Source organism: Prauserella sp. PE36, from assembly GCF_003311655.1.
Taxonomy (GTDB): Bacteria; Actinomycetota; Actinomycetes; order Mycobacteriales; family Pseudonocardiaceae; genus Prauserella_A; species Prauserella_A endophytica.
The window spans coordinates 65,988-91,679 of the sequence record NZ_QEQT01000092.1 but is presented as its reverse complement, the minus strand read 5'-3'; the positions used below and the strand labels follow the sequence as shown (position 1 = coordinate 91,679).

Sequence of the window (25,692 nt, the reverse complement as noted above, 5' to 3'; positions counted from 1 at the left end):
GTATCGAGAGGCGCCGGTCGGTCCCAGGATCGAGGCATGCGCAACGTGTTCACCATCCTGTCCAGCACCGCTGCGGCGATCGCGGCGGCCGCCGCGACCCTGGTCGCCCCCGCACCGCCGACCGAGGCCGGGCGCGAGCTGGTCCGCGCGGAGTTCCGGGTCACGAGCGATCCCGGCGTGCGGATCGCCGTCCGGGAAGTCCGGCCTGCCGGGCGACCGGCGCGGCCCAAGCCCCCGGTGCTGCTCCTGCACGGCGCGCGCGTGCCCGGTGTGGCGAGCTTCGACCTGCCCGTCCCCGGCGGTTCACTCGCAGCCGACCTGGCCAGGGCGGGACACCGGGTCTACGTGATGGACGCCCGCGGCTACGGCGCCTCCACCCGGCCCGCCGAGCTGCAGCGGCCGCCGGAGTCGAGCCCGCCCGCCGTCCGCTCCGCGGCCGTGGTGCGCGACGTGACCGCCGTCGTGGAGGCGATCACGCGTCGCGCAGGCAGCGGCCAGGTCGCGTTGCTCGGCTGGGCCACCGGCGGACACTGGCTCGGCCAGTACGCCGCCGCCCATCCCCACCGCGTCAGCCACCTCGTGCTCTACAACGCCCTCTACGGACCGCTCGACGGGCACCCGACTCTGGGCAGGGGCACCGACAACGAGGACCCCGACCACCCCGGCCGGTTCAACGCGGCCCGATACGGGGCCTACCGGCTGAGCACCGCTGCGAGCCTGCTTCCATCGTGGGACAGCGGCATTCCGGTCGAGGACAAGTCGGTGTGGCGCGATCCCGCCGTCGTCGACGCCTACGTTCGGGGCGCGCTGGCCTCGGACCCCACCAGCGGTTCCCGGCAGCCGGCGAGCTTCCGCGCCCCGTCCGGGGCGATGGAGGACAGCTTCTACCTCGCGACCGGCCGGCAGCTGTGGGACGCCAGCCTGGTCACCGCGCGGACCCTGATCCTGCGCAGCGAGTACGACTTCTGGAGCAGGCCGGGCGATGCCGACCTGCTGGCCGAGCACCTGGTGCACGCGCGGTCGGTGCGGTCGGTCGAGCTGGCGGGCGCGACGCACTACGCGCACCTCGATCGCGCCGAACGCGGTCGTGGGCAGTTCCTGGCGGAGGTGCGGGACTTCCTCGCGACGCCGTGATCCCTCGCCGACTGGCGTCTTCTCTTTCGTGAATCGCGAGAGGACTTGACACGAAGGGGACAATAAAAAATCGGCGTGCTTTCCGGAAAACAAAGGAAAACCCCGCCGAACCTAACGCCAGTTTAGTCACAGCGAGGGGCATGTGTCAACACAGGGGTACGACGAGGAACTGCGATCCGAACGGGACTACGTGGCCGGGTTGTACGCGCGGCTCGACGCCGAGCGCGCGCGGGTGAAGGGGGAGTACGAGGCGGCGTTGCGGGGAAACGGCGCGACACCGATGGAACGGGACGTGGAGGTGCGGTCGCTGGCGAAACGGGTGAGACGGCTGGAAGCCGTGGACAACGGACTGTGTTTCGGGCGGCTGGACAGCGATTCGGGCGCGCGTTCATACATCGGCCGGATCGGGCTTTTCGACGAGGAGAACTCGTACGAACCGGTGCTGCTCGACTGGCGGGCGCCGGCCTCGCGCCCGCTCTACACGGCGACCGGCGCCAACCCGGAGAACATGCGGCGGCGCCGCCAGTTCCACACCAGGGGGCGGCACGTCGTCGGCTTCACCGACGAGGTGCTCGGCCGTCCGGGCGACGCGGAGGGCGACGCCAGGGGAGACGCGGCCTTGCTCGCGGCCGTCAACGCACCGCGCGGTGACGGGATGCGCGACATCGTGGCCACGATCCAGGCCGAGCAGGACGAGATCATCCGGCTCGACCACCCCGGCGTGCTGGTGATCGAGGGCGGCCCTGGCACCGGGAAGACCGTCGTGGCGCTGCACCGTGTCGCGTACCTGCTCTACACCCAGCGGGAGCGGATGGAGCGTCACGGCGTGCTCGTTGTCGGGCCCAACCCGGCTTTCCTCGACCACATCAGCCGCGTGCTGCCGTCGCTGGGGGAGTCCGATGTGGTCTTCCTGACCACCGGCGACCTCGTGCCCGGCCTTCGCGTCACGGCCGAGGACACGCCGCAGGCCACTCGGCTCAAGGGGTCGCTGGCGATGCTCGACGTGCTCGCGGCGGCGATCGCCGACCGGCAGCGGCTGCCGGAGGGGCCGGTGCCGATCCAGCTGAAGGACGTCACGGTGCGGATCGACGCCGCGACCGCGGAGTGGGCGAGGGAGGAGGCGCGCACGAGCGGCCTGCCGCACAACGAGGCACGGTCGGTGTTCACCGAGATCATCACGTACGTGCTCACGGAGCGGGCGATCGGACGGATCGGCAAGGGTTGGCTGACCCGCGACGACCGAGCGGAATGGGAGGAGCTTCGCGGGAACCTGCTCGACGAGCTCGCGGAGAACGAGGCGTTCGCCGCCGCGATCGACGACCTGTGGCCGATCCTGACACCGGAGACACTGCTGGCGGGGCTGTACTCCTCGCCCGAGCGGCTGCGGGCGGCGGGCGCCGACCCGGCGTTGTGGCGTGCCGACGGTGCGGCGTGGACGGTGCCGGACGTGCCGTTGCTCGACGAGCTGGCGGATCTGCTGGGCCGGGACAAGGAGGCCGATCGGGCGGCCGAACGGGCTGAGGAGCGCAAGCGCAGGGCCGAGGCCGAGTACGCCGCCGGGGTGATGGACCTGATGAAACTGGACCGGGAGGAGCAGGACGAGGACATCCAGCTGGTCGCCGAGAACCTGCTCTACGCCGAGGATCTGGCCGAGCGGTTCGTGGAGGCCGATACCCGTGAGCTCGTCGAGCGCGCCGCCGCCGACCGCGACTGGACCTACCGGCACGTGGTGGTCGACGAGGCGCAGGAACTGTCCGAGATGGACTGGCGCGTGCTGATGAGGCGCTGTCCGAACCGGTCGTTCACCGTGGTAGGGGACCTGGCGCAGCGCCGGTCGGAGGCCGGGGCGACGTCGTGGGGGGCGATGCTGGAGCGGTACGTGCCCGGCCGCTGGGTCCACCGGTCGCTGACGGTGAACTACCGCACCCCGGCGGAGATCATGGCCGTCGCCGGCGCGCTGCTCGCCGAGTTCGCGCCGGAGGCGCGGCCGCCGGACTCGGTGCGGGCGTGCGGGATTCAGCCGTGGTCGAAGCAAGTCACCGGCGAGGAGCTGCCCCTCGTCATCGAGGAGTTCGTCCGGGACGAGGCCGGCCGCGAGGGCACCAGTGTCGTGATCGGACCGCCGGACGTGCCCGGCGCGGTGACACCGGCGGAGACGAAGGGCCTGGAGTTCGACGCCGTCCTGGTCGTGGAGCCGGAACGGATCCTCGCCGACGGCTCGCGTGGCGCGGCCGAGCTCTACGTCGCGCTCACCCGAGCGACCCAGCGCCTCGGCGTGTTGCACCAGGACCCGCTGCCACGGGTGCTGAGCGGGCTCGCCGAAACCGGGGCGCCGGTCGGATCGGCGTAGCGGGCGCGTGTGGCCGGCCTCGGGCGGGGCCGGCCACACGGCGTCCGCGGTCACCGCGGCGTCAGCCGGATGACGGGGTAGCGCCGCTCGGACTTCTTCTGGTACTTGGCGCAGCGCGGCTGGGCCTCGGTGATGCGCTGCCACGCCTTCTCCCGCTCGGCGCCCTCGAGCACGTGCGGCGTCGCCGGGACGGCGGACTGGCCGTGGAACTCGATCGCCGCCTTGTCGGGGTGTGCCATCAGGTTGAAGTACCAGTCGGGGTGCCTGCTGCCGCCTCCCGAGGCCACGATCAGGCGCGCGTCGTCGCCGTCGGCGAACCAGGTCAGCGGCGACTCCCGCGGCTGCCCGCTGTGACGGCCCACCGTGTGCAGGATGAGCATGTCCATGCCCATGACCTTGCCGGCCTTCCTGCGGATCTTCTCGTTGGTCCTGACGTTCATCCGCCGCTGGAACCAGTGCGACGCCCTGGTGAGCGGACCGCGCTTCTTCTGATTGCCTGTCTGCTGGCTCGAGGTCATGCGCTCACGGTAGGAACGGCCGCCCGGTCGGCGCTTCTCGATTCCTGATCGGTCAGCCGGAGGTCACCGGAACGAGCGCGATCACCGGGACGACCGGCCGATCCCGCGCTGGTACTCGGCGAGCCCCCGGTACCGTTCGGCCCGGAACGTTACCGCTCGTCGCGCTCGGCGTGCGGAGCGGCAGTGGCGCGCCGTCGGACGGTCCGCCTCGCCGGCACGCCCGCCCGGTCCAGCATCAGCAGGCGATCACCCTCGTCGTTCGGCCGCGACCAGTTCCCTGGTGGCTGGGGCGACCTCGGCCGCGAACAGCTCGGTGGTGTATTCGTCGTCGGTGGCGAGCACGAAGCCGGTGATGCCGTGCTCCAGCGTCAGCCCGGCCAGCTCTTCGGCCCACTGGTCCGGCGGGCCGTTGAGCAGCGAGGTGCTGGTGTCCCCGAACCGCCCGTTGATGTTGAGCAGCCGCCGAATGTCCGAAGGCGAGCGTCCGGCCGAGGCCGCCGCCTCGTCGATCCGCTCGTTCAGGTCGCCGAGGACGGCCGGGCCGCCCGGCAGATAGGGCAGCGAGGGCAGCCACCCGTCGGCGGTCTTTCCCGTCAGCGCCAGCATCTTGGGTTTGTAGGCGCCGATCCAGACGCCGATGTCGTGCGCCGGGGCCGGGCCCCGCTTCGCTCCGTCGGCGGCGTAGTAGTCGCCCTTCACGTGCACGCCGCCCGGCTGGTCGGCCGCCCAGATCTGCCGCATGATGGCGATCGCCTCCTCGAGGGCGACCACCGCCTGCGCGGGGGAGAGCCTGCGGCCGCCCATCGCGTCGATGGCGTCCCAGAACGCGCCCGCGCCGAGCCCGAGCTCGACCCGCCCGCCGCTGAGCACATCGAGGCTCGCGGCACTGCGGGCCAGCACGGCGGGCTGCCGCAGCGGGAGGCTGAGCACGTTGCCGCTCAGCCGGATCCGCTCGGTGCGGGAGGCCACATAGGACATTAGCGTCCACGTGTCGTGGAAGCGTGGCTGGTAGGGATGGTCCTGGAAGGTCACGAGGTCCAGGCCTGCCCGGTCGGCGGCCACCGCGAGGTCCACCGCGTGGTGGGCGGGCGAGGCCGAGGGCGTGACGAAGGTACCGAACAGCAGGTCGTGTCCGTAGTCGGGCATGGGTTCACTCCTCAGTGGGATCGGCGTTCGGGGGTGACGTTGAAGTTGTCGCGGAAGACGTTGCCCGGGTCGTAGGTGGCCTTGAGTTCGCGCAGCCGCCGCAGCGTCGCGGGCGGGAAGGCGTCGGCGAGCCGCTCCGGCCGGGGATCGGTCTCGAAGCTGAGGTACAACCCGTCGAGGTGCCCGGCCAGCCGGTCCCATTCGGCGTCGACCCGCCGACGGTCCACGCCGAAGGTGGTGACGGAGAAGTTGGCCGACCGGTGGGCGTACGCGGTCGCGTCCGGGGGCACGTCGGCCACCGCGCCCCCGACTGCCCGGATCTGGAAGAAGTACACGGCGCCGCTGCGGAGGAGTCGCTCGGCGTCGGCCGCGAACTCGGGTGTGATGTGCTCGGCGAACGCGGACCTCGTGACCGGTTCGCCGTGGCCGTTGTGCGCCTCGGGGCTCGCGTTCGCCATGACGGACGCGTAGGACGTCAGCACCACCGACTGGTCGTGGAGGGGACCGATCTCCGCGAAGGGCCGCAACCGGTCGAGAACGGTCTCCGGGTCGGCGGAGTCGACCATCGCCATCAGGTGCGCCACCGGCGGCCTGCCACGCCGGGGCGGGCCGACGAGCAGGAAGCTCGTCACGTCCCTCGGCGCGGCCTCCTGCGTGGCGCCCCAGCGGTGCAGCAGCCCGGCCGTGTCGCTCGCGTCGAACACGAGCCGCGCCCACCCGACGTCACCGACCTCGTCGGCTTCGAACTCGAACGAGGTGACGACGCCGAAGTTCGCGCCCGCGCCGCGAACGGCCCAGAACAGCTCTGGGTTCTCGTCGTCGCTCGCGCGGACCACGGAGCCGTCGGCGAGCACCATCCGCACCGCGCGCAGATGGTCGATCGTCAGCCCGTGCTCGCGGGCGAGGAACCCGAGCCCGCCCGCGGTGGCGAGGCCGCCGACCCCCACGCCGCCGTAGTCACCGGAGGTCAGCGCCAGCCCGTGGGGCGCGAGCGCCGCGGCCACGTCCGCCCACCGCGCGCCGGGGCCGATGTGGACACGGCGGCGGGCGGGGTCGACCACCTCGATCGAGTTCAGCCGGGACATGTCGATGACGATCCCACCGTCGTTGGTCGAGCGCCCGCTGATGCCGTGCCCGCCGCTGCGCAATGACAGCGGCAGCCGCGGGTGCGCCCGTGCGAAGGCCAGCGCCTCGGCGACCTCCTCCTCGGTGCCTGGCCGCAGCACCAGCCCTGGCGCGCCGCCCCGCAGGTAGGTCGACCTCACCCCGGCGTAGCCGACGTCGCCCGGCTCGATCGCGGCGTCAGCCAGCGCGGCGGGGACGTCGTCGTACGCGATGCCTTCGCGTCGCCTTGCCCGGACCGCAGCCCGGCGGAGCGGCGGCAGGGAAGTGCCGGGCAGCTCCCGGTCGACGGCCTCCCGCAGCGCCGGGGCGACCTCGCCCGCGAACCGCTCGAGGGTCGCCGTGTCGTCGGTCGCCAGGATGAACGTGCCCACGCCGTCCTCCACGCCGAGCGGCAGCAGCGCGTCGACCCACGCCTCGCCGGGCCCGCCGAGGAAGTCGCCGGAAACGTTCAGCAGGCGCCGGATCTCCCTCGGGTCCCGGCCCGCCGCCACGGCGGCCTCGTCGATGAGCTTGTTGCCCTCGGCGAGCTGTCCCGGTCGCAGCAGCTGGTGCGTCACCACCCAGCCGTCACCCTTCGCGCCGAGCAGGCGCAGCATGCGCGGTTTGTACGCGCCGAGCCAGAGCGGGACGTCGTGGGCGGGTTCGGGTCCGCGCGCGGCGCCGTCGACGCGGTAGTGCTCACCGTTCAGCCGGATCGGGCGCTCGTCGCCGACGTCCCAGCTCGCCCGGATGATGTCGATGGCCTCGCTGAGGGCGGTGACCGACTCGCCGGGGGAGAGCGTGCGCCCGCCCATCGCGCCGATCGCCTTCCAGAACGCGCCCGCCCCCAGCGCGAGCGCGAGGCGGCCACCGGACAGCCGGTCCAGGCTCGACGCGGCACCGGCCAGGACGGCGGGGTCGCGCAGCGGCAGGTTGAGCACGTTGGGGGCGAGCGTCACGCGGCGGGTGCGGCCGGCGAGCCAGGTCAGGAGCGTCCAGGCGTCGAGGTGAGCCGGCTGGTACGGGTGGTCCTGAATACTGACGAGGTCGAAACCCAGCTCCTCGCTGCGCGTGGCGAGTGACACCACCCGTGCGGGCTCGGTGGCCGTCGGGGTGAGGAACGTGCCGAAGGTCAGTGCATGACCGTAGTGCATCTCGCGCTCCTTAGGTTGATGCGTCAACCATATTAGCCGGGTTAAGTTGACGCATCAACCTGTTGGGTTACGCTGGGCACATGGCTACCTCCGGGCTCTCCGCGCGCCAGGCGGACGTGTGGGCGCGCTATCAGGCGATGCGGGTGCGACTGGCCGGTCAGCTCAACCGCGAGCTCGCCGCTTGCTCGGGTCTGTCGGAGCCGGACTACGAGATCCTCACCGCGCTGCTCGACACCCCCGGCGAGCCCGTGCGGGCGCTCGCCCTGCGCTGCGGCCTCGGATGGGAGAAGAGCCGGCTGTCCCACCAGTTGCGGCGCATGGAGCAGCGCGGGCTCGTCACGCGGTTCGACTGCGCAGAGGACAGCCGCGGCACCGTCGTCCAGATCACCGACCTCGGCCGCGAGCTGGCCGAGGAGGCGACGGCACACTACAAGCGAGCGGTGCGCAGGCACGTCGTCGACGCGCTCACCGAGGAGCAGCTCGACGCGCTCGGCGACATCGCGGACGCGGTGCTCAAGGGGCTGCCCCGGCACGAGCCGCACGGGTCATGACGATTCGGGCCGCCGCCGGACCGCGCACCGGCTCGCCGACGATCTTGCCCAGGCGCCGTGCGACGGTCCGCGGGCTGACGTGAAATCCCCGGAAGAGCTCGCGTTCAGGCCGGGCTCGGCTCGCCGAGAGCGACGATCAGCTCCGCCAGGCGGTGCGCGCCGGGGGCCTCCACCGGGTAGTGCCCGGCGCCCTCCAGCAGCACCAGCTCCTTCGGCGCGGCGAGCCGGTCGAAGAAGCGCAGGCTGACCTCGGTGGGGGTCCACCGGTCCTCGCCGGGATGGGCGAGCACGAAGCGGGGACCCGTCGCTTGTTCCGGCTCCACGCCGGGCGCCGAATCGAGGAAGCTGCGCAGGAAGCCCAGCGGCACCCTGTTCCCGCCGCCGAGCCGGTCGCCCAGCACCAGCCCGGTCAATCCCGGGTCGTTGCTGATCGCGCCCATGTTGGTGACCCAGCGCAGGGGTACCCGTAGCGACGCGAGCGGCCCGGCGAGCACGCGCAGCGCCGGACGGGCCGCGGCGCCGAGCCACGCGAACCGCGAGATGTGCCTGCGGGCCAACGGATCCCTCGGGTCGAACAGGCAGGTCGCCAGCACGCGGTCGGCGACACCGGTGCGCGTCGCCGCGTCGTAGGCCAGCAGCCCGCCCATGCTCGCCCCCACGACGACGAGCCGCCCGGCGTGGCTCCTCCGCTCGGCACGCAAGAGGTCGCAGACGAGCGCCACCCAGTCGGGGTAGCGCACGGCCGCGCGGCGCGGAACGCGCGTGCGCCCGTACCCGGGCAGGTCGGGCACCACGACGTGCAGGCCGTGCGACGCGGCGTAGGCGGCATAGGGCCACAGGGCGGCCGCGTGCCCGCCCGCGCCGTGCAGGAGGAGCACCCGGACCGGCGCCGCGGGATCGCCCACGCGCTCGAGGTGGATGTCGGCATCGCGCCACCGCCACCACGTGGACTCCCTGCGCGGCAACGGGTTCGCGCGCAGGTCCTCGGGCAGTCGGGCGAGGTAGGCTTCGTGCATGACCTCGATCCCAGCGGGTTCGGAGCCCCGTGACAACTCGCGTTAGGACCATCATCGACACGCCCCGGAAAAGGCCGCGCCAGCAGCGGTCCCGCGAGACCGTGGAGGTGGTGCTGGAGGCGGCTGCTCAGGTTTTCGAGCGCGAGGGGATCTCCGCCACCACCAACCGGATCGCCGAACGCGCCGGTGTCTCGATCGGCACGCTGTACCAGTACTTCCCCAACAAGCGGGCGCTCCTCCACGCGCTGGCGGAGCGGCACCTCGACGAGGCGGGGGAGCGGCTCGCGGCGCTGTCGGCGGAGCTGGCAGCCGCGCGCCCGGACTGGGAGACGACCGTAAGCATGGTCGCGGCGGCGGTCGACGACCTGCACCGGAACCGGCCGCGGCTGCACGCGGTGCTCTACGAGCACACGCCGCGCACGCCGGACGGCGTGGAGCGCCTGCGGGCACTGCACGACGGGCTCGCCGAGGAGCTGGCGGCCCAGCTGCGCCGGTGTGGCCGAGGAGGAGCGGACGCCGAGCACACGGCCGCGCTGCTCGTGCACGCCGTGGACGGCCAGCTGCACCGGGTGCTGCTCGGGGCCGAGTCGGCGGCCGACGACCTGGCCCGCACGATGCTGGCGCTCAGCCCCGGCCGGGACTGAGCGCCAGTGCCGCTACGACGCCTGTTCGGCGTCGGACGTCTCGGTGGAGCCGTCCGCCGTCACGGCGGGCGGCCACGGCTGCGAGGACGTGCCCCGGATGATCCGGTCCCGCTCGACGCGGACCCGGTAGGGGTTCGCGATCTGCCGGAACTGCGCGGCGGTGTCCGTGTGCTCCATTCAACCTCCTGCTCGTCGGGAACCGGCCGAGCCGGTTCGCACGCTGCCGATCGGTCGCCGCGGACAGGAACGCCAGGAACCTGTCACCAGCGGCAGGAGCGCCCCCGGCCGGAGGGCCGACGGCTCGGGCGCCCGCGACCGGGCGCCGCTGCCCTCAGTCTAGTCGTTGATCACCTGATCGGGTCCCATGGGTCAGTAGCCACCCAGGCCGTTGAGGTAGTCCGCGACCTTGCGCACGGCGGCGGGATTGCGCGGTCCCTGCACCAGCTCGGCGTAGTCGAGAACGAGGAACCGCTTGTGCTCGACCGCGGAGACGTGCCGCAGCGGCGGGAAGCTCTCCAGGAAAGCCCGCTTCTCCGCCGCGCTCGTCGGGGCGTAGTCGTTGATGACGATCACCTCGGGGTCGCGCTGCACGACCGTCTCCCACTGCGTCGTGGTCCAGCTGTCGGCGAGGTCGGCCATGACGTGCTCTCCGCCACCGCGCGTGATCACCTCGTGGGAGGCGGCGTAGCGCCCGCCGGTGAACGGCTGGTCGGTGCCCGAGTCGTAGAGGAAGACCCTGGGGCGCGGCCGGTCCTCCGGTACGGTCGCCTCGGCCTCCCGCACCACCTCGCGGTACTCGGTGACCAGCTGCTCGGCGCGCTCGGAGACACCGAAGACGCGGCCGAGGTTGCGCAGGTCGGTGTAGAGCGCCTCCAGCGGAGGCATGATGCCGCGCGAGCGCTCCGTGTTGCCGTTGCGGCAGGATTCACTGAGCACATAGGACGGTACGCCCAGCTCGTCGAGGTGCCGCGGCGTGAGCCCGGTGTCCTCGCGGAAGCCGTAGTTCCAGCCCGCGTACACGAAGTCGGCGCCCGCCTGCAGGATCACCTCCTTGCTGATGGTGTCGACGCCGAGGTTCGGCACCCGCTCGAAGTCCTCGCGCCACGGCGAGGACGCGATGTCGCGCTCGTGCGGCAGGACGTAACCGGCGATGCGGTCGCCGAGCCCTAGCGCGAACAGCGTCTCCACGATCCCGCTGTCGTAGGCCACGATCCGCTCCGGCGCGCGGTCGAACGTCACCTCCTGGCCGCAGTTGGTGACCGTGACGGGATAGCCGTCGGCGGCGGAGCCGGGCTCCTCCCGCACCTGCGCGCCGCAGCCGGAGACGAGCAGCGTGGCGGCGAGTGCGAGCACGGGCAGGGGGCGTCGCATCACGGCGTTCCTTCCGGGTCGGGTGCACTGCTGAAGACGAGCTGGGGCGCGCCGCTCACCGGGTGTTCGAGCACGTGCGCGTGCACGCCGAACACGGTGGCGAGCAGCTCCGGCGTCAGGACGTCGCGCGGACTGCCGCTGGTCACCACGCCGCCGGCGTCGAGGACGTAGAGGACGTCACACGCGCCCGCGGCCAGGTTCAGGTCGTGCAGGGCGACCAGCGCGGTGACGCCCGAGTCGCGCACCAGCGCGAGGATCTCCAGCTGGTGGCGGATGTCGAGGTGGTTGGTCGGCTCGTCGAGCACCAGCACGCTCGGCTCCTGCGCGAGCGCGCGGGCGATCAGCACCCGCTGCCGTTCCCCGCCGGAGAGCGTGAGGAAGCCACGCCGCGCCAGGTGCCGCACACCCACCCGGCGTAGTGCGGCGGCGCAGATCTCGCGGTCGGCGTCGCTGTCGGCCTCGAGCCTGCCCTGGTGTGGGGACCGGCCCATCGCCACCACCTCGGCGACCGTGAAGTCGAACTCGGCGTGCTGTTCCTGGGGCAGCGCGGCCACCCGCCGCGCGCTGTCGCGGGCGGTGAGCCGCCAGACGTCGTCGCCGTTCACCAGCACCCGGCCCGCCGAGGGGCGCAGCGCGCGGTACACGCAGCGCAGCGTGGTGGACTTGCCGCTGCCGTTGGGGCCGATGAGACCGACGACGGCGCCCGAGGGCACGGCGACCCGCAGGTCCGACACGAGCCGCGTACTCGCGACGGTGACGGTGAGCCCCTCGATGCCGACGTCCATCAGCGGCCCCCGAACACGTAGCCGCGGCGCCGGACGAGCCAGACGAACACCGGTACGCCGAGCGCCGCGGTGAGCACGCCGAGCGGCAGCTCCTGCGGGGCGACGAGCGTGCGCGCCAGCAGGTCCACCCACACGAGCAGCACGGCGCCCGCGAGCGGCGCCACGGCGAGCAGCCTGCGATGGTCGGCCCCGGTGACCATGCGCACCAGGTGCGGCACCATCAGCCCCACGAAGCCGACGGCCCCGCTCACGGCGACGAGGCAGCCGGTGACGGCCGCGCAGACCACGAACAGCCTGCGCCGCAACGGCCCCGGCTCGACGCCCAGCGCGGCCGCGGTCTCGTCGCCCATCGCCAGCGCGTTGAGCGCGCGGGCCTGCGACAGCAGGTACGCGATGCCGGCGGCAACGGCTGCCGCGGCCAGCGGCAGCGAGGGCCACGTGACGCCGCCGAGGCTGCCGAGCAACCAGAACAGCGCCGAGCGGGCCGCGTCGCCGCGCGGGGCGAGGAACACCAGCACGGTCGTGACCGCGGAGAAGCCGTACGCGAGCGCGGTGCCGGTGAGCACGAGCCGCAGTGGCGTGAGGTCCTGTGGCGACCGCGCGGCGAGGTAGACCAGCGCGGTGGCGCCGAGCGCGCCGAGGAAGGCCGCCACCGACAGGGCGTAGACGCCGAGGGCGGCGAACGCGCCGAGCACGATCACCGCGGTGGCGCCCACCGACGCGCCGGAGGACACGCCGAGCACGAACGGGTCGGCCAGCGCGTTGCGCACGAGAGCCTGGCTCGCGACGCCCACCGCGGCGAGCCCCGCGCCGACCACCGCGGCCAGCAGCACGCGGGGCAGCCGCACCTCCCACACGATCTGGTAGTCCGGCAGGTCGGCGGCGTCGATCCAGCCGCCCGTGAGGCCCGCGCCGAGATGGCCGAGCACGTCGGACAGCGGCACACGGGCGGCACCGAGGGCCAGCGCGCAGATCAGCGAACCCAGCAACCCCAGTGCCAGCGCCACCACGAGCGGGACGGGTGCGGGGCGGTGCGGGGCGGCCTGCCGTGCGACGGCGTCGGCCATGTCGTCCGCCTTCCGGAATGCGGGCCCACGGCGAAGGCCGCGGCGCCACGCCCGCGCTACGGCGGGCCGCGTTCCGAGGCTCCGGCCCGCAGACCTCGACGGGTGTCCAAGAGCGCGCCGCGCTCGCCGGGCGTTCGGGCTCGCCGTCCCTCGGACGGCCTACCGTTGCGGGTCAGCGCCGGACTTCGACCGGCTTCCCCCATGCGGGCGCGGATGCGGTTGTCGTCCATGATCGTCGGGCAGCGGCGGCGAGGGTGTCAATCCGCTGTGACGTGGACGTCAGCGGCGCGGGCCGGTGCCCAGCGAGGCAGCAACCGGTCAGAATCGTTCCCGCGGACGCGGGAACCTGGCATCGTGCGGCGAGGTCGTGACGGGAGCTGAGCATGTGGCGAGTTGGCGAGTGCCTGTGCTGCGGGAGGCGAGTCTGGGGCACGCGGCGTGGCTACTATCTCGACGCCGGCGAGGCCGGACTGCTCCTGCGGCTGCTCGGCGCGCCGAGGACGGAAGGCGAGGTCCGGCCGATCTCGCTGTACGGGCACCGGCGCTGGCTGGTGCACGCCTCGTGCGCGCGACTGCGGCCTCAGGAGATGGAGGCGGTCTTCCGCGAGCAGCGGATCGCCGCGCTGCAACGCGATCAGCGCGTGCGCGAACGGGCCGAGCGGCTGCGCGGCACGGAGCTCACCGCGGGCATGTCGCAGCGGGAGGTGGTCCGCCTGCTCGGAGAGCCGCTGGCGAGGATGAGCGTGGGGGAGCTCCTGGCCAGGCAGCGCTCGGTGCGGTTTTTCGGCGGGAGCCCGGGTGAGGTCGAGCTGTGGTTCTTCGAGGTGCTGCCCTCGCCGGACCGGGTGCTGCGGATCGCCTTCGGCGACGGCCGGGTGCTCGGCATCGAGGAGGTGGACCGACCGTAGCGGGAGGTGCGGCTAGGATGCCCCGGCCAACCTCGAACCCGGCACGAAGGATCCGCGCTGATGGAAATCTGGATCAACCCGGCCTGCTCCAAATGCCGCTCCGCACTGTCGCTGCTGGACGCCGAGGGAGCCGACTACACGGTCCGGTACTACCTGGAGGAGCCGCCCACTGCGGACGAGCTCGACGCCGTGCTGAAGCGCCTGGGGCTGGAGCCGTGGGACATCGCCCGGCTCGGCGAGGCCGCTGCCGGTGAGCTGGGCCTGGCCTCGTGGGCGCGCGACGCGGCGCATCGGGCGCAGTGGCTGGAGGCTTTGGCCGCGCACCCGGCCCTCATCCAGCGGCCCATCATCACCGCGGACGACGGGACGACAGTGGTGGGGCGCTCGGAGGAGGCCGTGCGCTCCGTCCTGCCGTAGCGGTGAACGCGACCAGGGAGCCCACGTCGGCGACGACCCGTTCGGCGTAACCGCCCCGTATCGACGTCGGCCACCACCCGGCGGCCCACTCGCCGGGCACGGCGCCCCGACGGCCGCGACGACACCGGGTCGGCGCGTGCTCGGGCCGTTGCTCCTCCGGTGAGTGGGGTCAGTCGCTCACTGCCGGAGGCGCGCACCGAAGCGCCGGCACGCCGCGGCGAACTCGGCGGGTTCGTGGACGGTGAAGTCGGCGTCGAGGAAGGCGAGGCTCGGCAGCAGCCAGTGCCAGGAGTCGAGCGACAGCACCGCGCGGGTGCGGTCCCCGGCGACAGGGGCGAGCTCGACGTCCTGGTACGTGAACGTGTCGGCCACCGCGGTCACCGGGGCGTCGATGGTCAGGACCACCCGCCGCCGGTCCTTCGCGAGCCCCTGCCGGAGGTAGTCGATCCCGGTTCCGGCGGGCAGCGGGCGGCGGGTGAAGCGCAGGCTCAGCTCGCGCAGCCCCGTGATGCGGTCGGTGCGGAAGACGCGCCAGTCGTCCCTGCCGGTGTCAAAGGCCAGCAGGTACCACCGCAGGTTCAGGTGAAGCTGACGGTGCGGCTCCACCCGGCGCGTGCTGGTGACGCCGGTCGCCGCGGTGTAGTCGAAGGTGACGACGTGCTCGTGGTGGATCGCGTCCGCGAGCGTGCTCAGCGTCCCCGCACTGGTGCTCGGGGCGCGTGTCGGCGTGGTCTCCAGGCTCTCGCGCAGGGCCGCCGCGCGCGGACGGAGTCGTTTGGGCAGGTACTGGTCGACCTTGCCGTAGGCGCGGGTCGCCGCGTCGTCGACGCCTCCCTCGGTGGCGTCACCGATCGCGGCCAGCGTCGCCAGCCCCAGCAGGGTCGCGATGGCCTCGTCGTCGTCCAGCAGCAGCGGCGGCATGGCGCGGCCGGCGGCGAGCCGGTAGTAGCCGCCAGGGCCCGGCTGCGTCTCGACCGGGTACCCGTAGCCGCGGAGCCGGTCGACGTCGCGCCGCAGCGTGCGCGGTGTGACGTCGAGCCGGGCCGCCAGCTCGTCGCCCGAAAAGGCCCTGCCCGTCTGCAGCACCGCCAGCAGGGCGAGGACTCGTCGCAGCACATCGGCCATGGCTCCATTGTCGCGATAGTCACGGACATTTTCTGACCACATCTGCCCGTACGGTCGGGGGCATGGCGGAGCGTCACATCCGGATCCGGGGAGCCCGGACCAACAACCTGAGGTCACTGGACATCGATGTGCCACGCGGGCAGGTGGTGGTGTTCGTGGGGCTGTCCGGCTCGGGCAAGTCGTCGCTGGTGTTCGACACGATCGCGGCCGAGGCCGGTTTCCAGCTCACCGAGACCTTCCCACCGTTCACCCGCAACCGGCTGCCGAAGTGGACCCGGCCCGACGTCGGCCACATCGACGGCCTCTCCCCGGTGGTGGTGATCGACCAGCGGCGCATCGGCGGGAACGCGCGCTCCACGGTCGGCACCATCACCGACACGTGGACCTACGTGCGGCTCCTGTTCTCCCGCGTGAGCACGCCGCACGTCGGCGAGTCGAACCACTTCTCCTTCAACGACCCGGCCGGCATGTGCGCAACGTGCTCCGGCCTCGGTGAGGTGGTGACCAGCGCGGTCGACCGCTTCGTCGACCTGGACCGGTCTCTCGAGGACGGCGCGATCCTGTTGCCGGGCTTCGGAAACGGTGGTTACTGGTACTCGCGGTACGCCGACATCGGCGCGTTCGACGTGAGCACGCCGCTGCGCGACTGGACGCAGGCCGAGCGGGAGGCGCTGCTGTACGGCGGCGAGCACGCCGCGCGGCTTGGCACCAAGCCTCCGAAGGACTACGAGGGCGTCGTCGAGCGCTTCGAGCGGATCTACCTGCACACCTCGGACAACCTGTCCGACCGCAAGAAGGAGACGCTCGCCCGGTTCACGCGCTCCGCGGTGTGCCCCGACTGCGAGGGCGACCGGCTCAACCCCATCAGCCGGACGGCCACGGTGCTCGGCCGCACCATCGGCGAGCTGGCCCGCATGGAGGCCGCCGAGCTCGCGGAACTGGTGACGGAGGTGACCGACCCGAGCGTGGCCCCGGTCGTGGCCGCGCTCAAGGACCGGCTGGACGCGATGGTCACCATCGGGCTCGGCTACCTCCACCTCGGCCGCGCCACCACGAGTCTGTCCGGGGGCGAGTCGCAGCGGATCAAGACCGTCAAGCACCTCGGCAGCAGCCTGATCGAGCTGCTCTACGTCTTCGACGAACCCACCGTCGGCCTTCACCCGCACGACGTGTCCGCCATGACGGCGCTCCTCGAACGGCTGCGTGACAAGGGAAACACCGTGCTGGTGGTCGAGCACGATCCCGCAGTGATGGCCATCGCCGACCAGGTCGTCGAGATCGGTCCGCGCGCGGGGGAGGAGGGCGGCAGGCTCGTCTTCCAGGGCACGTTCGCGGAGCTTCGGGAGGCCGGCACGCCCACCGCGGCTGCGCTGGCGCGCAGCCGGCCCGTCAAGGACCGGCCACGAACGCCGCGCGGGCGCATCACGGTCAGCGAGGCCACGCGCAACAACCTCCGGAACCTGACGGTCGACTTCCCGGCCGGCGTACTGAGCGTGCTCACCGGCGTCGCGGGTTCGGGCAAGTCCAGCCTCGCGGGCGAGCTCGTCGCCCAGCACGACGCCGTGGTGATCGACCAGAAGCCCGTCAGCACCAACCGCCGGTCGACCCCCATCACCTACACCGGCATCGCCGCGGCGATCCGGAAGCTGTTCGCTCGCCGCAACGGCGTCCCGGCGGCGCTGTTCAGCGCCAACTCCGAGGGCGCGTGCCCCGACTGCGGCGGTCTCGGCGTGATCTACACCGACCTCGCCTTCATGGACGGGCAGGAGACGGTCTGCCAGACGTGCCGGGGCCGGCGCTTCACCGACGAGGTGCTGCGGTACCGAGTGGACGGACTGTCCATTGCGGACATCGACGACCTCACGATCACCGAGGCCGTCCACCGCCTCTCCGACCGTGCGATCACCAGGGGGCTGCGCCATCTCGACGACGTCGGCCTCGGCTATCTGCGGTTCGGTCAGCCGCTGACCACGCTGTCCGGTGGCGAATGCCAGCGCGTCAAGATCGCGAAGGAGCTGCGCGACACCAGCGGCCCGGCCCTCTACGTGCTCGACGAGCCCACCACCGGGCTCCACCTGGCCGACATCGACACGCTGCTGGGGGTGCTCGACGACCTCGTGGACCACGGCCACACGGTGGTCGTCATCGAGCACAACCTCGACGTCATCCGCCGCGCCGACTGGCTCATCGACCTCGGGCCGGGACCGGGCAGGCACGGCGGCCGGATCCTGTACGAGGGACACGTCGCGGGACTCACAGGCACCGCGACCGCACAGGCGCTGGGCTTGAGTCTCCAGCGACTGGAGACCCTAGCCTCCACGGCATGACGATCACGGTCCTCGACACCTACCCGGCCATGCGCGACATCCTGCGGGCGCCCGTACCGGAGCGGCCCGCGCTGCTGCGGGCCATGCTGGAGCCGGCCGCGGGCATGTACCGGTACTTCCCCGGCGAGGTGGACCTCGTCGCGATGCACGGTGCGGGGTCGGGATTCCCGCTCGACCGTGAGGAGGCCCGGTGCCGGGAAGCCCTCGACGCGCTGCACGAGGCCGACGCGTGGGCCCGGATCGAGCGTGCCCTCGGTGACGCCCTCACCGTGCAGCTCGCCGCGACCCCCGGGATCACGGTGCCGGACCTCACCGTGCTCATCGTGCTCGGCGACCCCGGCGACGCCCACTTCATGGGTCCCGCCCTCGGCATGACGGCCAACGGCAGCGTGTCCGGCTACCTGTTCCTGAATTTCTGGCCGTACCCGGAGAACCTGGCGCGGCTGGAGGCGACGGCCGTGCACGAGCTGAACCACAACCTGCGCTACAGCCCCGGCGGCGTCAGGTGGGACCCGGCGACGGTCACGGTGGGGGAGCAGGTGGTGTCGGAGGGGCTCGCGGACGCGTTCGCGCGGCAGCTGTACGGCGACGAGCTCGGCTATGCCCGCATCGGGGTGCCGCACCTGCGCGACGACGCGGTGTTCGCGAAGGTCGTCTCCGGCCTCGGCGTGACCGGCATGGAGAACTTCGCCGCCTGGGTGCACGGCGACGCTACGGCCGCCCGCTACGGCGGGACGCCGGTCGGGCTGCCGAACGGGGCAGGCTACGCCGTCGGCAACCGGCTCGTCGACGCCTACCTCGCCGCGACCGGCCGCACCGCGGCGCAGGCCCTGCTGGTGAGCAGCCAGGAGGTGATCGACACCGCGCTCGACCGGATCCGGTGAGTGACCACCCGCAGTGAAGGCCACCTTCACTGCGTTGAACGCAGGCATGGTGGCCTTCACTGCATTAGGGCCGTACCGCGGGAGGGGCCGCTCACTCGGCGGTCATCGTGTCGGGGATCCAGAGCACGATCTCGGGGAACGCGATGAACAGTGCCGCGACGGCGACCACCGCCAGCACGAACGGCAGCGCACCCCAGAAGACCTCCGCAGCCGGACGCCCCGCCGTGCGTGCCACCACGAACACGTTGAGGCCAAGCGGAGGGCTGACGAGACCGATCTCGGCGAGCAGGACGATGAGCACGCCGAACCAGATCGGGTCGTAGCCGAGCTCCGTGACGAGCGGCAGCACCACCGGCACGGTGAGGGCGAGGATCGCGATCTGGTCGAGGAAGAACCCGAGCAGCACGTAGCAGAGCGCCAGGAAGACGATGATCACGATGGGCGCGACATCGAGCGAGGCCACCCAGTCCACGACGGTGGGCGTGACCCTGGTCGAGGTGATGAAGTAGCCGAGGATGTGGGCGCCCAGGATGATCATCAGGATCATCACGCTGGAGCTGATGGTCTCGGTGATCGCGTGCTTGATGGCCGCCCAGGTCGCCCGCTTGCGCGCGACGAGCAGCGCGAACCCGCCGACCGCGCCGAGTGCGGCCGCCTCGGTCGGTGTGGCGACTCCGAAGTAGACGGTTCCGGTGACAAGGGCGAACAGCGCCAGCACCGGACCGGCCGAGGTCAGGCTGCGGAGCTTGTCCCTCCAGGCGTGCCGCTGGCCGGGAGGAGCCGCTGACGGGTTCACCTTGATGAGGACCATCAGGGTGGCGATGAGTGCGAGGGTGACCAGCGCACCGGGAAGGAAGCCCGCGACGAGCACCTTGCCCACGCTCTGCTCGGCGAGGATGGCGTAGAAGACCAGGATGATGCTGGGCGGCACCATGGCGGCGAGCGTGCCGACGACGGCGACGAGCCCGGTGGAGATGCGGGTGCTGTATCCGGCGTCGATCATCTTGGTGGTCGAGGTGTGCGCGAGTGTCGCCGCGGCCGCGGTGCTGGAACCGGAGACGGCCGCGAACATCGCGCCCGCGCCGGTGGCGGCGATGCCGGCGCCGCCGCGGATCCGGCCCACCCACACCTGCGTGGCGCGGAACAGGTCATCCATGACGCCGCTCGCCACGACGAACTGTGCCATGAGGATGAACAGCGGGATCGGCGACAGCGAGTACGACGACACGGCGGCCGCGGGGGCCGACTGGAGCACGCCGACCACAACGGACAGTCCACCGTCGAGGTACAGGCCGAACGTCCCGGCGATGGCGATGGCGAAGCCGACCGGCACCCTGATGAGCAACAGCAGCAGCATCACGACGAGCACGACGAGGACGGACATCAGGCGTCGTCCCCCTTCTCGTCGTCCCGCCGGACGTCCCGGCGCGCGGCCAGGTCGCAGACCAGGCGCACGGTCAGCAGCGCCGCGCCGACGGGCACCAGCACGTGCCACGTCCACGTGGGGATGCTGAGCTCGGCGCCGCCGGGCGGCGGGATGTCGCGGGAGCTCCAGGCGTCGTGCGTCGTCAGCAGGCCCGCCCAGAGCAACAGCGCGGACAGGCCGAGCATGAGCACCCGGGCGATCACCGTCATCGCAGCGCGCACCGGGGCGGGGCAGCGCTGGTAGACGACGTCGATGGTGACGTGGGCGCCGGTGCGCACCGTGTACGCCAGCGCGAGGAAGAAGTAGCCGGGCAGCAGGTAGTCCTGGATGAAGCCGAAGTTCCAGCCGATCGGAGAGGCGATGAAGTACCGCATCGCGATCTCCACCACCATCAGCAGGGTCATGGTGACCAGCGCGCCGGCCGCCACGGCGAACGCGGCGCGCTCGACCGCCGAGGCCGCTCGAAGCACGCGGGAGCCGGCCCGCGCGGTGGCCGTCTCCGGCCGGGTGCGCCGGGGCGCGTCAGTCGTCGTCATGGTTCTCCCGTTCCACGCGCCGGAGCTCGTCCTTGAGGTCTCGCAGTGCGGCGGCGCCGGGCCTGCCGATGTCCGCCATGTTGGCGGTCCACTGCTCGTGGATGGGTGCGGTCGCGCGGTTCCAGGCCTCGCGTTGCGCCTCGTCGATCCGCTGTATCCGCACGCCGGCGTCGCGCAACGTCTGCCTGCCCTCGGCGTTGCCCTCCTGCAGGGCGGCGCACAGGCTGCGGGTGGCCTCCTGGCCGGCCCGGCGGAGCGCGTCGCGCAGGTCCTCGGGCAGCACCTCCCACGCCGCCTCGTTGATGCTGTAGGTCATGGTGAAGCTGCCGAGCCGGGCGCCCAGCGTCGCGTAGCGGGTGACCTCCTCGAGGTGGTACGGAGCCGCGCTCACCGGGCCGAGCACGGTTCCGTCGACGGTTCCGCGCGAGATCGCCTCGTACATCTCGGTGGCGGGCATGCCGACCGGCGCGGCGCCGAAGCCCTCGACGGCGCGGTCGATCGTCCCGCCGGAGGAGCGCAGCTGCAGCCCGCGCAGGTCCTGGGGGGTGCGGACGGGCCGGGAGCCGGTGAGCACCTCGTAGTCGGGGATCATGCCGACCACGAGCGGTCGCAGGTTCTTGGGCTGGAAGTCCTCCCGCCAGAGGACACCGCCCTCGGACATCAGCCGGGCCACCGCGACCGAGCCGGTGCACGAGTCCTCGACCAGGCCGGGCAGGTCGGCCACCCCGGACAGTGGCAGCTCGGCGGGAACGTAGGCGGGGGCGACCGAGCCGAGGTCGACGACCCCCGAGCGGATCAGCGACGGCAGGTCCGCGGCGTGGCCCATCTGCTCGGCGGGGAAGTAGTCGAACCGGAGGCGGCCACCGGAGAGCTCCCGCGCCCTTTCCATGAGCACGCCCGCCCCTGCTTCGGCGAACGGATGGCCCACCGGGTAGGAGTCGGCGACCTTCAGTGTGTAGACGCCGTCTGACTCGAGGCTGGGCGCCGGGGGAGCGCACGCGCTGCCCAGCAGCAGCACGAGCGGCACCGCCAGCAGGGCGCCGACCCGCCGAGGTGACTGCCTCATCGCATCACCGTTCCTAAATACGAATGGCTGTTCCGATATGCCACCGTAAGGAGTGGTCTGCCCCACTGTCAACGGTGGGGCTGCGGGTGCGGGAAGGCTGAGCCGGCGGTCAGGCCAGCCGGGCGGCCACGGCCTGGGTCGCGCCCACCAGCGCGTCCGCGATCTCCGGCAGGCGTTCCGAAATGCGGGTGGTGGGTCCGGCGACGGCCATGGCGGCGACCGCGCGGCCGTGGACGACGATGGGCCTCGCGGTGGCGCTGACGTCCGGCAGCGTCTCCCCGCGGTTGGTCGCCACACCCTCGGCGCGGACCCGTTCGAGTTCCTGTCTCGCCTGCTCGAACCGCTCGGGGTCGTCGATGATCGAGTGCAGGTAGGCGTCCCGCTTGCGGGGTGACCACGACGCCAGAAGCACCTTGCCCGCGCTCGGCGGGTACAGCGGGCGGCGAACCCGCAACGGGGCCGAGTAGCGGATCAGCTGCCGCGACTCGGCGGCGGCGACGTAGACCACCGAGTCGCCCACGCTGGTGCCGAGCATGGCGGTCTCGCCGAACGCGTCCCGCAGCTCCTCGAGGCTCGGCCGCGCGGCGTCGGCGAGGTTGGGGCGTTCCGCGGTGAGCAGGTTGCCCAGTGCGGGACCCAGGTGGTAGCCGCCGGCGTCCTCGACGAGGTAGCCGGTCGACACGAGGCCCTTCACCAGTCCGAACACGGAGGACTTCGGGGCGTCGAGCGCGGAGGCGAGGGTGCCGAGGCGGACGCCGGGCTGGTCGGCCGCCAGTTCGAGGATGGCGGTCACCCGGCTGACCGTGCGGTGGGATTTGGCGACTGATTCGGTCATGTCCACTCCTGGTCCGTTCGTATCTACGAACGATAGTCAACCGACTCCAGCGGTTGACAGCGCCCAGCGCGACTGCCTATGTTCGGAAATAAGAATCCAAGGTCGTATATACAAACGACGTGCGTGAAAGGCTCCTCGTGCATTTCGAGCTGACCGACGACCAGCGGCGGCTGCGGCAGGCCGCTCGCGACCTCGCCGCCGCGTTCCCCGACGAATACTGGGCCGAGCGGGACGAACGAGGGGAGTTCCCCTGGGACTTCTACCGGGCGTTCGCGGACGGCGGCTGGCTGGGCATCGCCATCCCCGAGGAGTACGGCGGCGGCGGGCTGGGCCTGCTCGAGGCGTCGCTGCTGCTGGAGGAGGTCGCCGCGTCCGGAGCGGGCATGAACGGGTGCAGCACGATGCACCTGACGATCTTCGGCCTCAACACCATCGTCAAGCACGGCAGCGCGCAGCTGCGCGAGGAGGTCCTGCCGAATGCGGCGGAGGGCAGCCTCCACGTGTGCTTCGGCGTCACCGAACCCGACGCGGGCACCGACACCACGCGCATCAGCACCTTCGCCCGCCGGGACGGCGGTGACTACGTCATCAGCGGCCGCAAGGTCTGGATCACGAAGGCCGGTCAGTCCCAGAAGATGGTGCTGATCACCAGGACGACCCCGCGAGCGGAGGTCGCCAAGCCCACCGACGGGATGTCGCTGTTCCTCGTCGATCTCGACTCCGACGCCGTACAGCTGCGGCCGATCCCCAAGCTCGGCCGCAACGCGGTGCCCTCCTACGAGGTCCTGCTCGACGAGCTGAGGGTCCCGGCGTCCGCCTTGGTCGGCGAGGAGGGCAAGGGTTTCACGTACCTGCTCGACGGCCTGAACCCGGAACGGATCCTGCTGGCGCACGAGGCGCTCGGCATCGGCAGGGCCGCGCTGCGCCGCGCGGTGCGGTACGCGAACGAGCGCGTGGTCTTCGACCGCCCGATCGGCCGGAACCAGGGTGTGGCGTTCCCGCTCGCCGAGGCGGTGACCCGGCTGGACGCGGCCGAGCTCATGGCCCGCAACGCCGCGTGGCGCTACGACAACGGCCTCTCGTGCGGGCGGGAGGCGAACATGGCGAAGTTCCTGTGCGCCGAAGCGGGGTTCGCCGCGGCGGACCAGGCGATGCAGACGCACGGCGGCATGGGCTACGCGAAGGAGTACCACGTCGAACGCTACTTCCGGGAGTCCCGGATCCTCCGGCTGGCGCCCGTCAGCCAGGAGATGGTGCTGAACTACGTGTCCCAGCACGTGCTCGGCCTGCCGAAGTCGTACTGAGGGAGCGAACGTTGCCGACCGTCGAAGGGGCCCTGGCCGGGATCAGGGTCGTCGATCTGTCCCGGGTGCTCGCCGGGCCGTTGTGCACGCAGATGCTGGCCGACCACGGGGCCGACGTGGTCAAGGTCGAACCGCCTGCCGGGGATGAGACGCGTGGCTGGGGCCCGCCGTTCGTGCGCCAGGGAACCAGCGCGTACTTCACCGGACTCAACCGGAACAAGCGCAACATCGTGCTGGATCTCAACTCGGCCGAGGGGCAGGCCGTCCTCGGTCGTCTGCTCGAGGAGGCCGACGTGCTCGTCGAGAACTTCAAGGCGGGCACCCTCGCCAGGTGGGGCTTCGACGACGACCATCTCCGGCGCGCCTACCCGAGGCTCGTGCACAGCCGCGTCACGGGGTACGGGGTCGACGGGCCGAGGGGATCGGCGCCGGGGTACGACGCCATCCTCCAGGCCTACGCGGGGTTGATGAGCGTCAACGGCGCCGCCGACGGCCCCCCGACGCGCGTCGGCGTGCCCATTGTGGACATGGTCACGGGGATCCTGTCGTTCTCGGGGATCCTGCTGGCGCTGCACGAGCGGCAGCGGTCGGGACGCGGCCAGCTGATCGACAGCACGCTGCTGGACACGGCGGTGACCCTGCTCCACCCGCATTCGGCCACCTGGTTCGCCAGTGGGCAGGTTCCCGCGCGCACGGGTTCCGCGCACCCGACCATCGCGCCGTACGACACCTTCGCCACGCGCAACGGGCCAATTTTCCTCGGCGTCGGCAACGACCGCCAGTTCCGGAGCCTCGTCGAGGTACTCGGCCGTCCCGCGCTCGCCGACGACCCGCGCTTCGCGGCCAACGCCGACCGCGTCATCAACCGTGCCGAGCTGAGCGCGATCGTCGGCGCGCTGCTGGCGGAGCACGACCGTGAGGAGCTCGGCGCGCGCCTGCTGGAACGCGGCGTGCCGTCCTCGCCCGTGCACGACGTCGGCGAGGCGCTGACCGACCCGCAGGTGCTGCACCGCGAGATGGTCGTGGAGCTCGACGGCTACCGGGGGATCGGCATTCCCGTCAAGCTCACGCGGACGCCGGGCAGCGTCCGGACCGCGCCGAGAGACCGTGGCGCCGACACGCTGGAGGTGCTGCGCGACCTCGGTTTCGGGGACGACCACATCGCCCGCGCCGAGGGCAGGGCACCCGCCGAACCCGGGCCGGGGACCTGACGACCGGCCGCGCTCAGCGCGGAGGGTACTGCTGTGGCGGCGGGGGAGGAGGGTACCGCAGGTACGGCGGCGGAGGGTACTGCGCATACGGCGATGGCGGCGGCGGGGGTGGTGGTCCCTGCGGAGTGCTCGCGGCCGCGGCCTTCAGCTTGGCGGCCCCGTAGAGCAGGTAGCCCGCCGCGACGACGGCGAACAGGAAGCCGAGGATGGTCAGGGCGAAGTCGCCGTCGTCCGGATCGAGGAAACCGCCGTACAGCCCGACGTCGGCCACGACGAAGTACACCAGGTACGCCAGCGGAAAGGCCACCCACGTCAGCGGGTGCCACCACCGGGTCGCCGCCTGGTTGCGCCCGACGAACAGCCAGTCGGCGAGCACGGCCAGCGGCGTCAGCAGGTGCTCGAACAGCGACCACGTCTCGCCGAGGTCGCCTCCCATGAGTGTCAGGAACGTGACCCCGACGAGGAGCAGCAGGACCGCGAGCGCACCACGCAGCCACGGCGAGCGCGGCTCGTGCGCGCGCCCGCCGGTGAACAGCGGGTACGCCAGCAGCCCGAGGTAGACCACCCCGGTGAGCAGGCTGGCCTGCTGGGACAGGCCCGGCATGGCCCCGTCGAGGCCCACATCGGACACCACGGCGCCGAAGCCGGTGAACGCGAAGACCACGATCAGCAGGCGCCACGCGCTCACCCCGGCGAGCACGGCGGGCGCGACCCTCGGCGCCTGCGGCTGCCACTGCTGTGGGTACGGATACTGCTGTGGTTGTGGCTGCCGGCCCCGCTGGTAGGTCACGTGTCCCCCCTCGTCGTCGCGAG

24 protein-coding genes and 1 riboswitch are annotated in these 25,692 nt (G+C 72.2%); of the genes, 10 read left to right on the top strand and 14 right to left on the bottom strand.

The features are described 5' to 3' along the window. Nucleotides 1–36: 36 nt before the first annotated feature. On the top strand, nt 37–1,134 hold the full coding sequence (locus tag DI005_RS29080; protein ID WP_113644264.1) for an alpha/beta fold hydrolase: 1,098 nt from the start codon (nt 37–39) through the stop codon (nt 1,132–1,134). A 142-nt stretch (nt 1,135–1,276) separates the two neighbouring features. Next, the gene (helR, locus tag DI005_RS29075) at nt 1,277–3,484 is read left to right on the top strand and encodes an RNA polymerase recycling motor ATPase HelR (RefSeq protein WP_199543290.1); all 2,208 of its coding nucleotides are present in this window, start codon (nt 1,277–1,279) and stop codon (nt 3,482–3,484) included. A gap of 50 nt (nt 3,485–3,534) precedes the next feature. Here the strand turns inward: helR and DI005_RS29070 are convergent, their stop codons facing one another. The 3 genes from DI005_RS29070 to DI005_RS29060 all read right to left on the bottom strand — a co-directional run bounded on the left by DI005_RS29070 (nt 3,535) and on the right by DI005_RS29060 (nt 7,406). Beyond that, on the bottom strand, nt 3,535–4,002 hold the full coding sequence (locus DI005_RS29070) for a nitroreductase family deazaflavin-dependent oxidoreductase (protein WP_113644263.1): 468 nt from the start codon (nt 4,000–4,002) through the stop codon (nt 3,535–3,537). Between the two features lie 246 nt (nt 4,003–4,248). Beyond that, entirely contained in the window at nt 4,249–5,148 is a 900-nt protein-coding gene (locus DI005_RS29065; RefSeq protein WP_113644262.1) for an LLM class flavin-dependent oxidoreductase, read from the bottom strand. An 11-nt stretch (nt 5,149–5,159) separates the two neighbouring features. Then, a complete protein-coding gene (locus DI005_RS29060; RefSeq protein ID WP_113644261.1) occupies nt 5,160–7,406 on the bottom strand; it encodes an LLM class flavin-dependent oxidoreductase in 2,247 nt (748 codons plus the stop codon). Between the two features lie 80 nt (nt 7,407–7,486). Between DI005_RS29060 and DI005_RS29055 the strand changes: the two genes are divergently transcribed. Further along, nucleotides 7,487–7,957 (top strand): MarR family winged helix-turn-helix transcriptional regulator, encoded by a 471-nt coding sequence (locus tag DI005_RS29055; protein ID WP_113644260.1) that lies wholly within the window; start codon nt 7,487–7,489, stop codon nt 7,955–7,957. A gap of 104 nt (nt 7,958–8,061) precedes the next feature. Here DI005_RS29055 and DI005_RS29050 read toward each other — a convergent pair whose 3' ends face one another. Beyond that, nucleotides 8,062–8,973, bottom strand: a complete 912-nt coding sequence (locus DI005_RS29050; RefSeq protein ID WP_112269947.1) for an alpha/beta hydrolase — start codon at nt 8,971–8,973, stop codon at nt 8,062–8,064. Nucleotides 8,974–9,002: 29 nt separating this feature from the next. Between DI005_RS29050 and DI005_RS39540 the strand changes: the two genes are divergently transcribed. Continuing rightward, entirely contained in the window at nt 9,003–9,617 is a 615-nt protein-coding gene (locus DI005_RS39540; RefSeq protein ID WP_304481740.1) for a TetR/AcrR family transcriptional regulator, read from the top strand. Nucleotides 9,618–9,629: 12 nt separating this feature from the next. Here the strand turns inward: DI005_RS39540 and DI005_RS38355 are convergent, their stop codons facing one another. The 4 genes from DI005_RS38355 to DI005_RS29030 form a co-directional block, all read right to left on the bottom strand. After that, nucleotides 9,630–9,794 carry a hypothetical protein gene (locus DI005_RS38355; RefSeq protein WP_158303063.1) on the bottom strand — a complete coding sequence of 55 codons (165 nt, stop codon included), beginning with the start codon at nt 9,792–9,794 and terminating at the stop codon, nt 9,630–9,632. A gap of 192 nt (nt 9,795–9,986) precedes the next feature. Beyond that, a complete protein-coding gene (locus tag DI005_RS29040) occupies nt 9,987–10,988 on the bottom strand; it encodes an ABC transporter substrate-binding protein (protein ID WP_113644259.1) in 1,002 nt (333 codons plus the stop codon). Further along, the gene (locus DI005_RS29035) at nt 10,988–11,773 is read right to left on the bottom strand and encodes an ABC transporter ATP-binding protein (protein WP_112269953.1); all 786 of its coding nucleotides are present in this window, start codon (nt 11,771–11,773) and stop codon (nt 10,988–10,990) included. The genes DI005_RS29040 and DI005_RS29035 overlap by 1 nt, the downstream gene beginning before the upstream one ends. Continuing rightward, entirely contained in the window at nt 11,773–12,840 is a 1,068-nt protein-coding gene (locus DI005_RS29030; protein ID WP_113644258.1) for an iron ABC transporter permease, read from the bottom strand. Before DI005_RS29030 ends, DI005_RS29035 begins: the two co-directional genes overlap by 1 nt. A gap of 128 nt (nt 12,841–12,968) precedes the next feature. Continuing rightward, nucleotides 12,969–13,040, bottom strand: a riboswitch (cobalamin riboswitch). A 183-nt stretch (nt 13,041–13,223) separates the two neighbouring features. Here DI005_RS29030 and DI005_RS29025 point away from each other — a divergent pair. Beyond that, nucleotides 13,224–13,748, top strand: coding sequence for a hypothetical protein (locus DI005_RS29025; RefSeq protein ID WP_113644257.1), 525 nt, complete (start codon nt 13,224–13,226; stop codon nt 13,746–13,748). 60 nt (nt 13,749–13,808) lie between these two features. Beyond that, a complete protein-coding gene (locus DI005_RS29020) occupies nt 13,809–14,165 on the top strand; it encodes an arsenate reductase family protein (RefSeq protein ID WP_113644256.1) in 357 nt (118 codons plus the stop codon). Between the two features lie 177 nt (nt 14,166–14,342). On the opposite strand, the gene DI005_RS29015 is transcribed toward DI005_RS29020, so the two are convergent. Continuing rightward, entirely contained in the window at nt 14,343–15,290 is a 948-nt protein-coding gene (locus DI005_RS29015) for a YafY family protein (RefSeq protein WP_113644255.1), read from the bottom strand. A 62-nt stretch (nt 15,291–15,352) separates the two neighbouring features. On the opposite strand from DI005_RS29015, the gene DI005_RS29010 reads away from it, so the two are divergent. Together DI005_RS29010 and DI005_RS29005 are read left to right on the top strand one after the other, a co-directional pair. Then, on the top strand, nt 15,353–17,617 hold the full coding sequence (locus DI005_RS29010; RefSeq protein ID WP_113644254.1) for an excinuclease ABC subunit UvrA: 2,265 nt from the start codon (nt 15,353–15,355) through the stop codon (nt 17,615–17,617). Beyond that, a complete protein-coding gene (locus DI005_RS29005) occupies nt 17,614–18,501 on the top strand; it encodes a DUF2268 domain-containing protein (protein ID WP_113644253.1) in 888 nt (295 codons plus the stop codon). Before DI005_RS29010 ends, DI005_RS29005 begins: the two co-directional genes overlap by 4 nt. Before the next feature lie 91 nt (nt 18,502–18,592). Here the strand turns inward: DI005_RS29005 and DI005_RS29000 are convergent, their stop codons facing one another. From DI005_RS29000 to DI005_RS28985, 4 genes are all read right to left on the bottom strand, one after another. After that, nucleotides 18,593–19,885 carry a TRAP transporter large permease gene (locus DI005_RS29000; RefSeq protein ID WP_112269963.1) on the bottom strand — a complete coding sequence of 431 codons (1,293 nt, stop codon included), beginning with the start codon at nt 19,883–19,885 and terminating at the stop codon, nt 18,593–18,595. After that, the gene (locus DI005_RS28995; RefSeq protein WP_113644252.1) at nt 19,885–20,463 is read right to left on the bottom strand and encodes a TRAP transporter small permease; all 579 of its coding nucleotides are present in this window, start codon (nt 20,461–20,463) and stop codon (nt 19,885–19,887) included. Before DI005_RS28995 ends, DI005_RS29000 begins: the two co-directional genes overlap by 1 nt. Next, a complete protein-coding gene (gene dctP, locus DI005_RS28990; protein WP_113644251.1) occupies nt 20,450–21,529 on the bottom strand; it encodes a TRAP transporter substrate-binding protein DctP in 1,080 nt (359 codons plus the stop codon). Before dctP ends, DI005_RS28995 begins: the two co-directional genes overlap by 14 nt. Nucleotides 21,530–21,638: 109 nt before the next feature. Then, the gene (locus DI005_RS28985) at nt 21,639–22,364 is read right to left on the bottom strand and encodes an IclR family transcriptional regulator (RefSeq protein ID WP_112269966.1); all 726 of its coding nucleotides are present in this window, start codon (nt 22,362–22,364) and stop codon (nt 21,639–21,641) included. A gap of 119 nt (nt 22,365–22,483) precedes the next feature. Here DI005_RS28985 and DI005_RS28980 point away from each other — a divergent pair, with 119 nt between their 5' ends. Both DI005_RS28980 and DI005_RS28975 read left to right on the top strand, forming a co-directional pair. After that, nucleotides 22,484–23,668, top strand: a complete 1,185-nt coding sequence (locus tag DI005_RS28980) for an acyl-CoA dehydrogenase family protein (protein ID WP_233520358.1) — start codon at nt 22,484–22,486, stop codon at nt 23,666–23,668. A gap of 11 nt (nt 23,669–23,679) precedes the next feature. Then, complete coding sequence (locus tag DI005_RS28975) at nt 23,680–24,879, top strand: CaiB/BaiF CoA-transferase family protein (RefSeq protein WP_199543287.1); 1,200 nt, start codon at nt 23,680–23,682, stop codon at nt 24,877–24,879. 13 nt (nt 24,880–24,892) lie between these two features. On the opposite strand, the gene DI005_RS28970 is transcribed toward DI005_RS28975, so the two are convergent. After that, entirely contained in the window at nt 24,893–25,669 is a 777-nt protein-coding gene (locus tag DI005_RS28970) for a hypothetical protein (RefSeq protein WP_233520357.1), read from the bottom strand. Nucleotides 25,670–25,692: the final 23 nt, after the last annotated feature.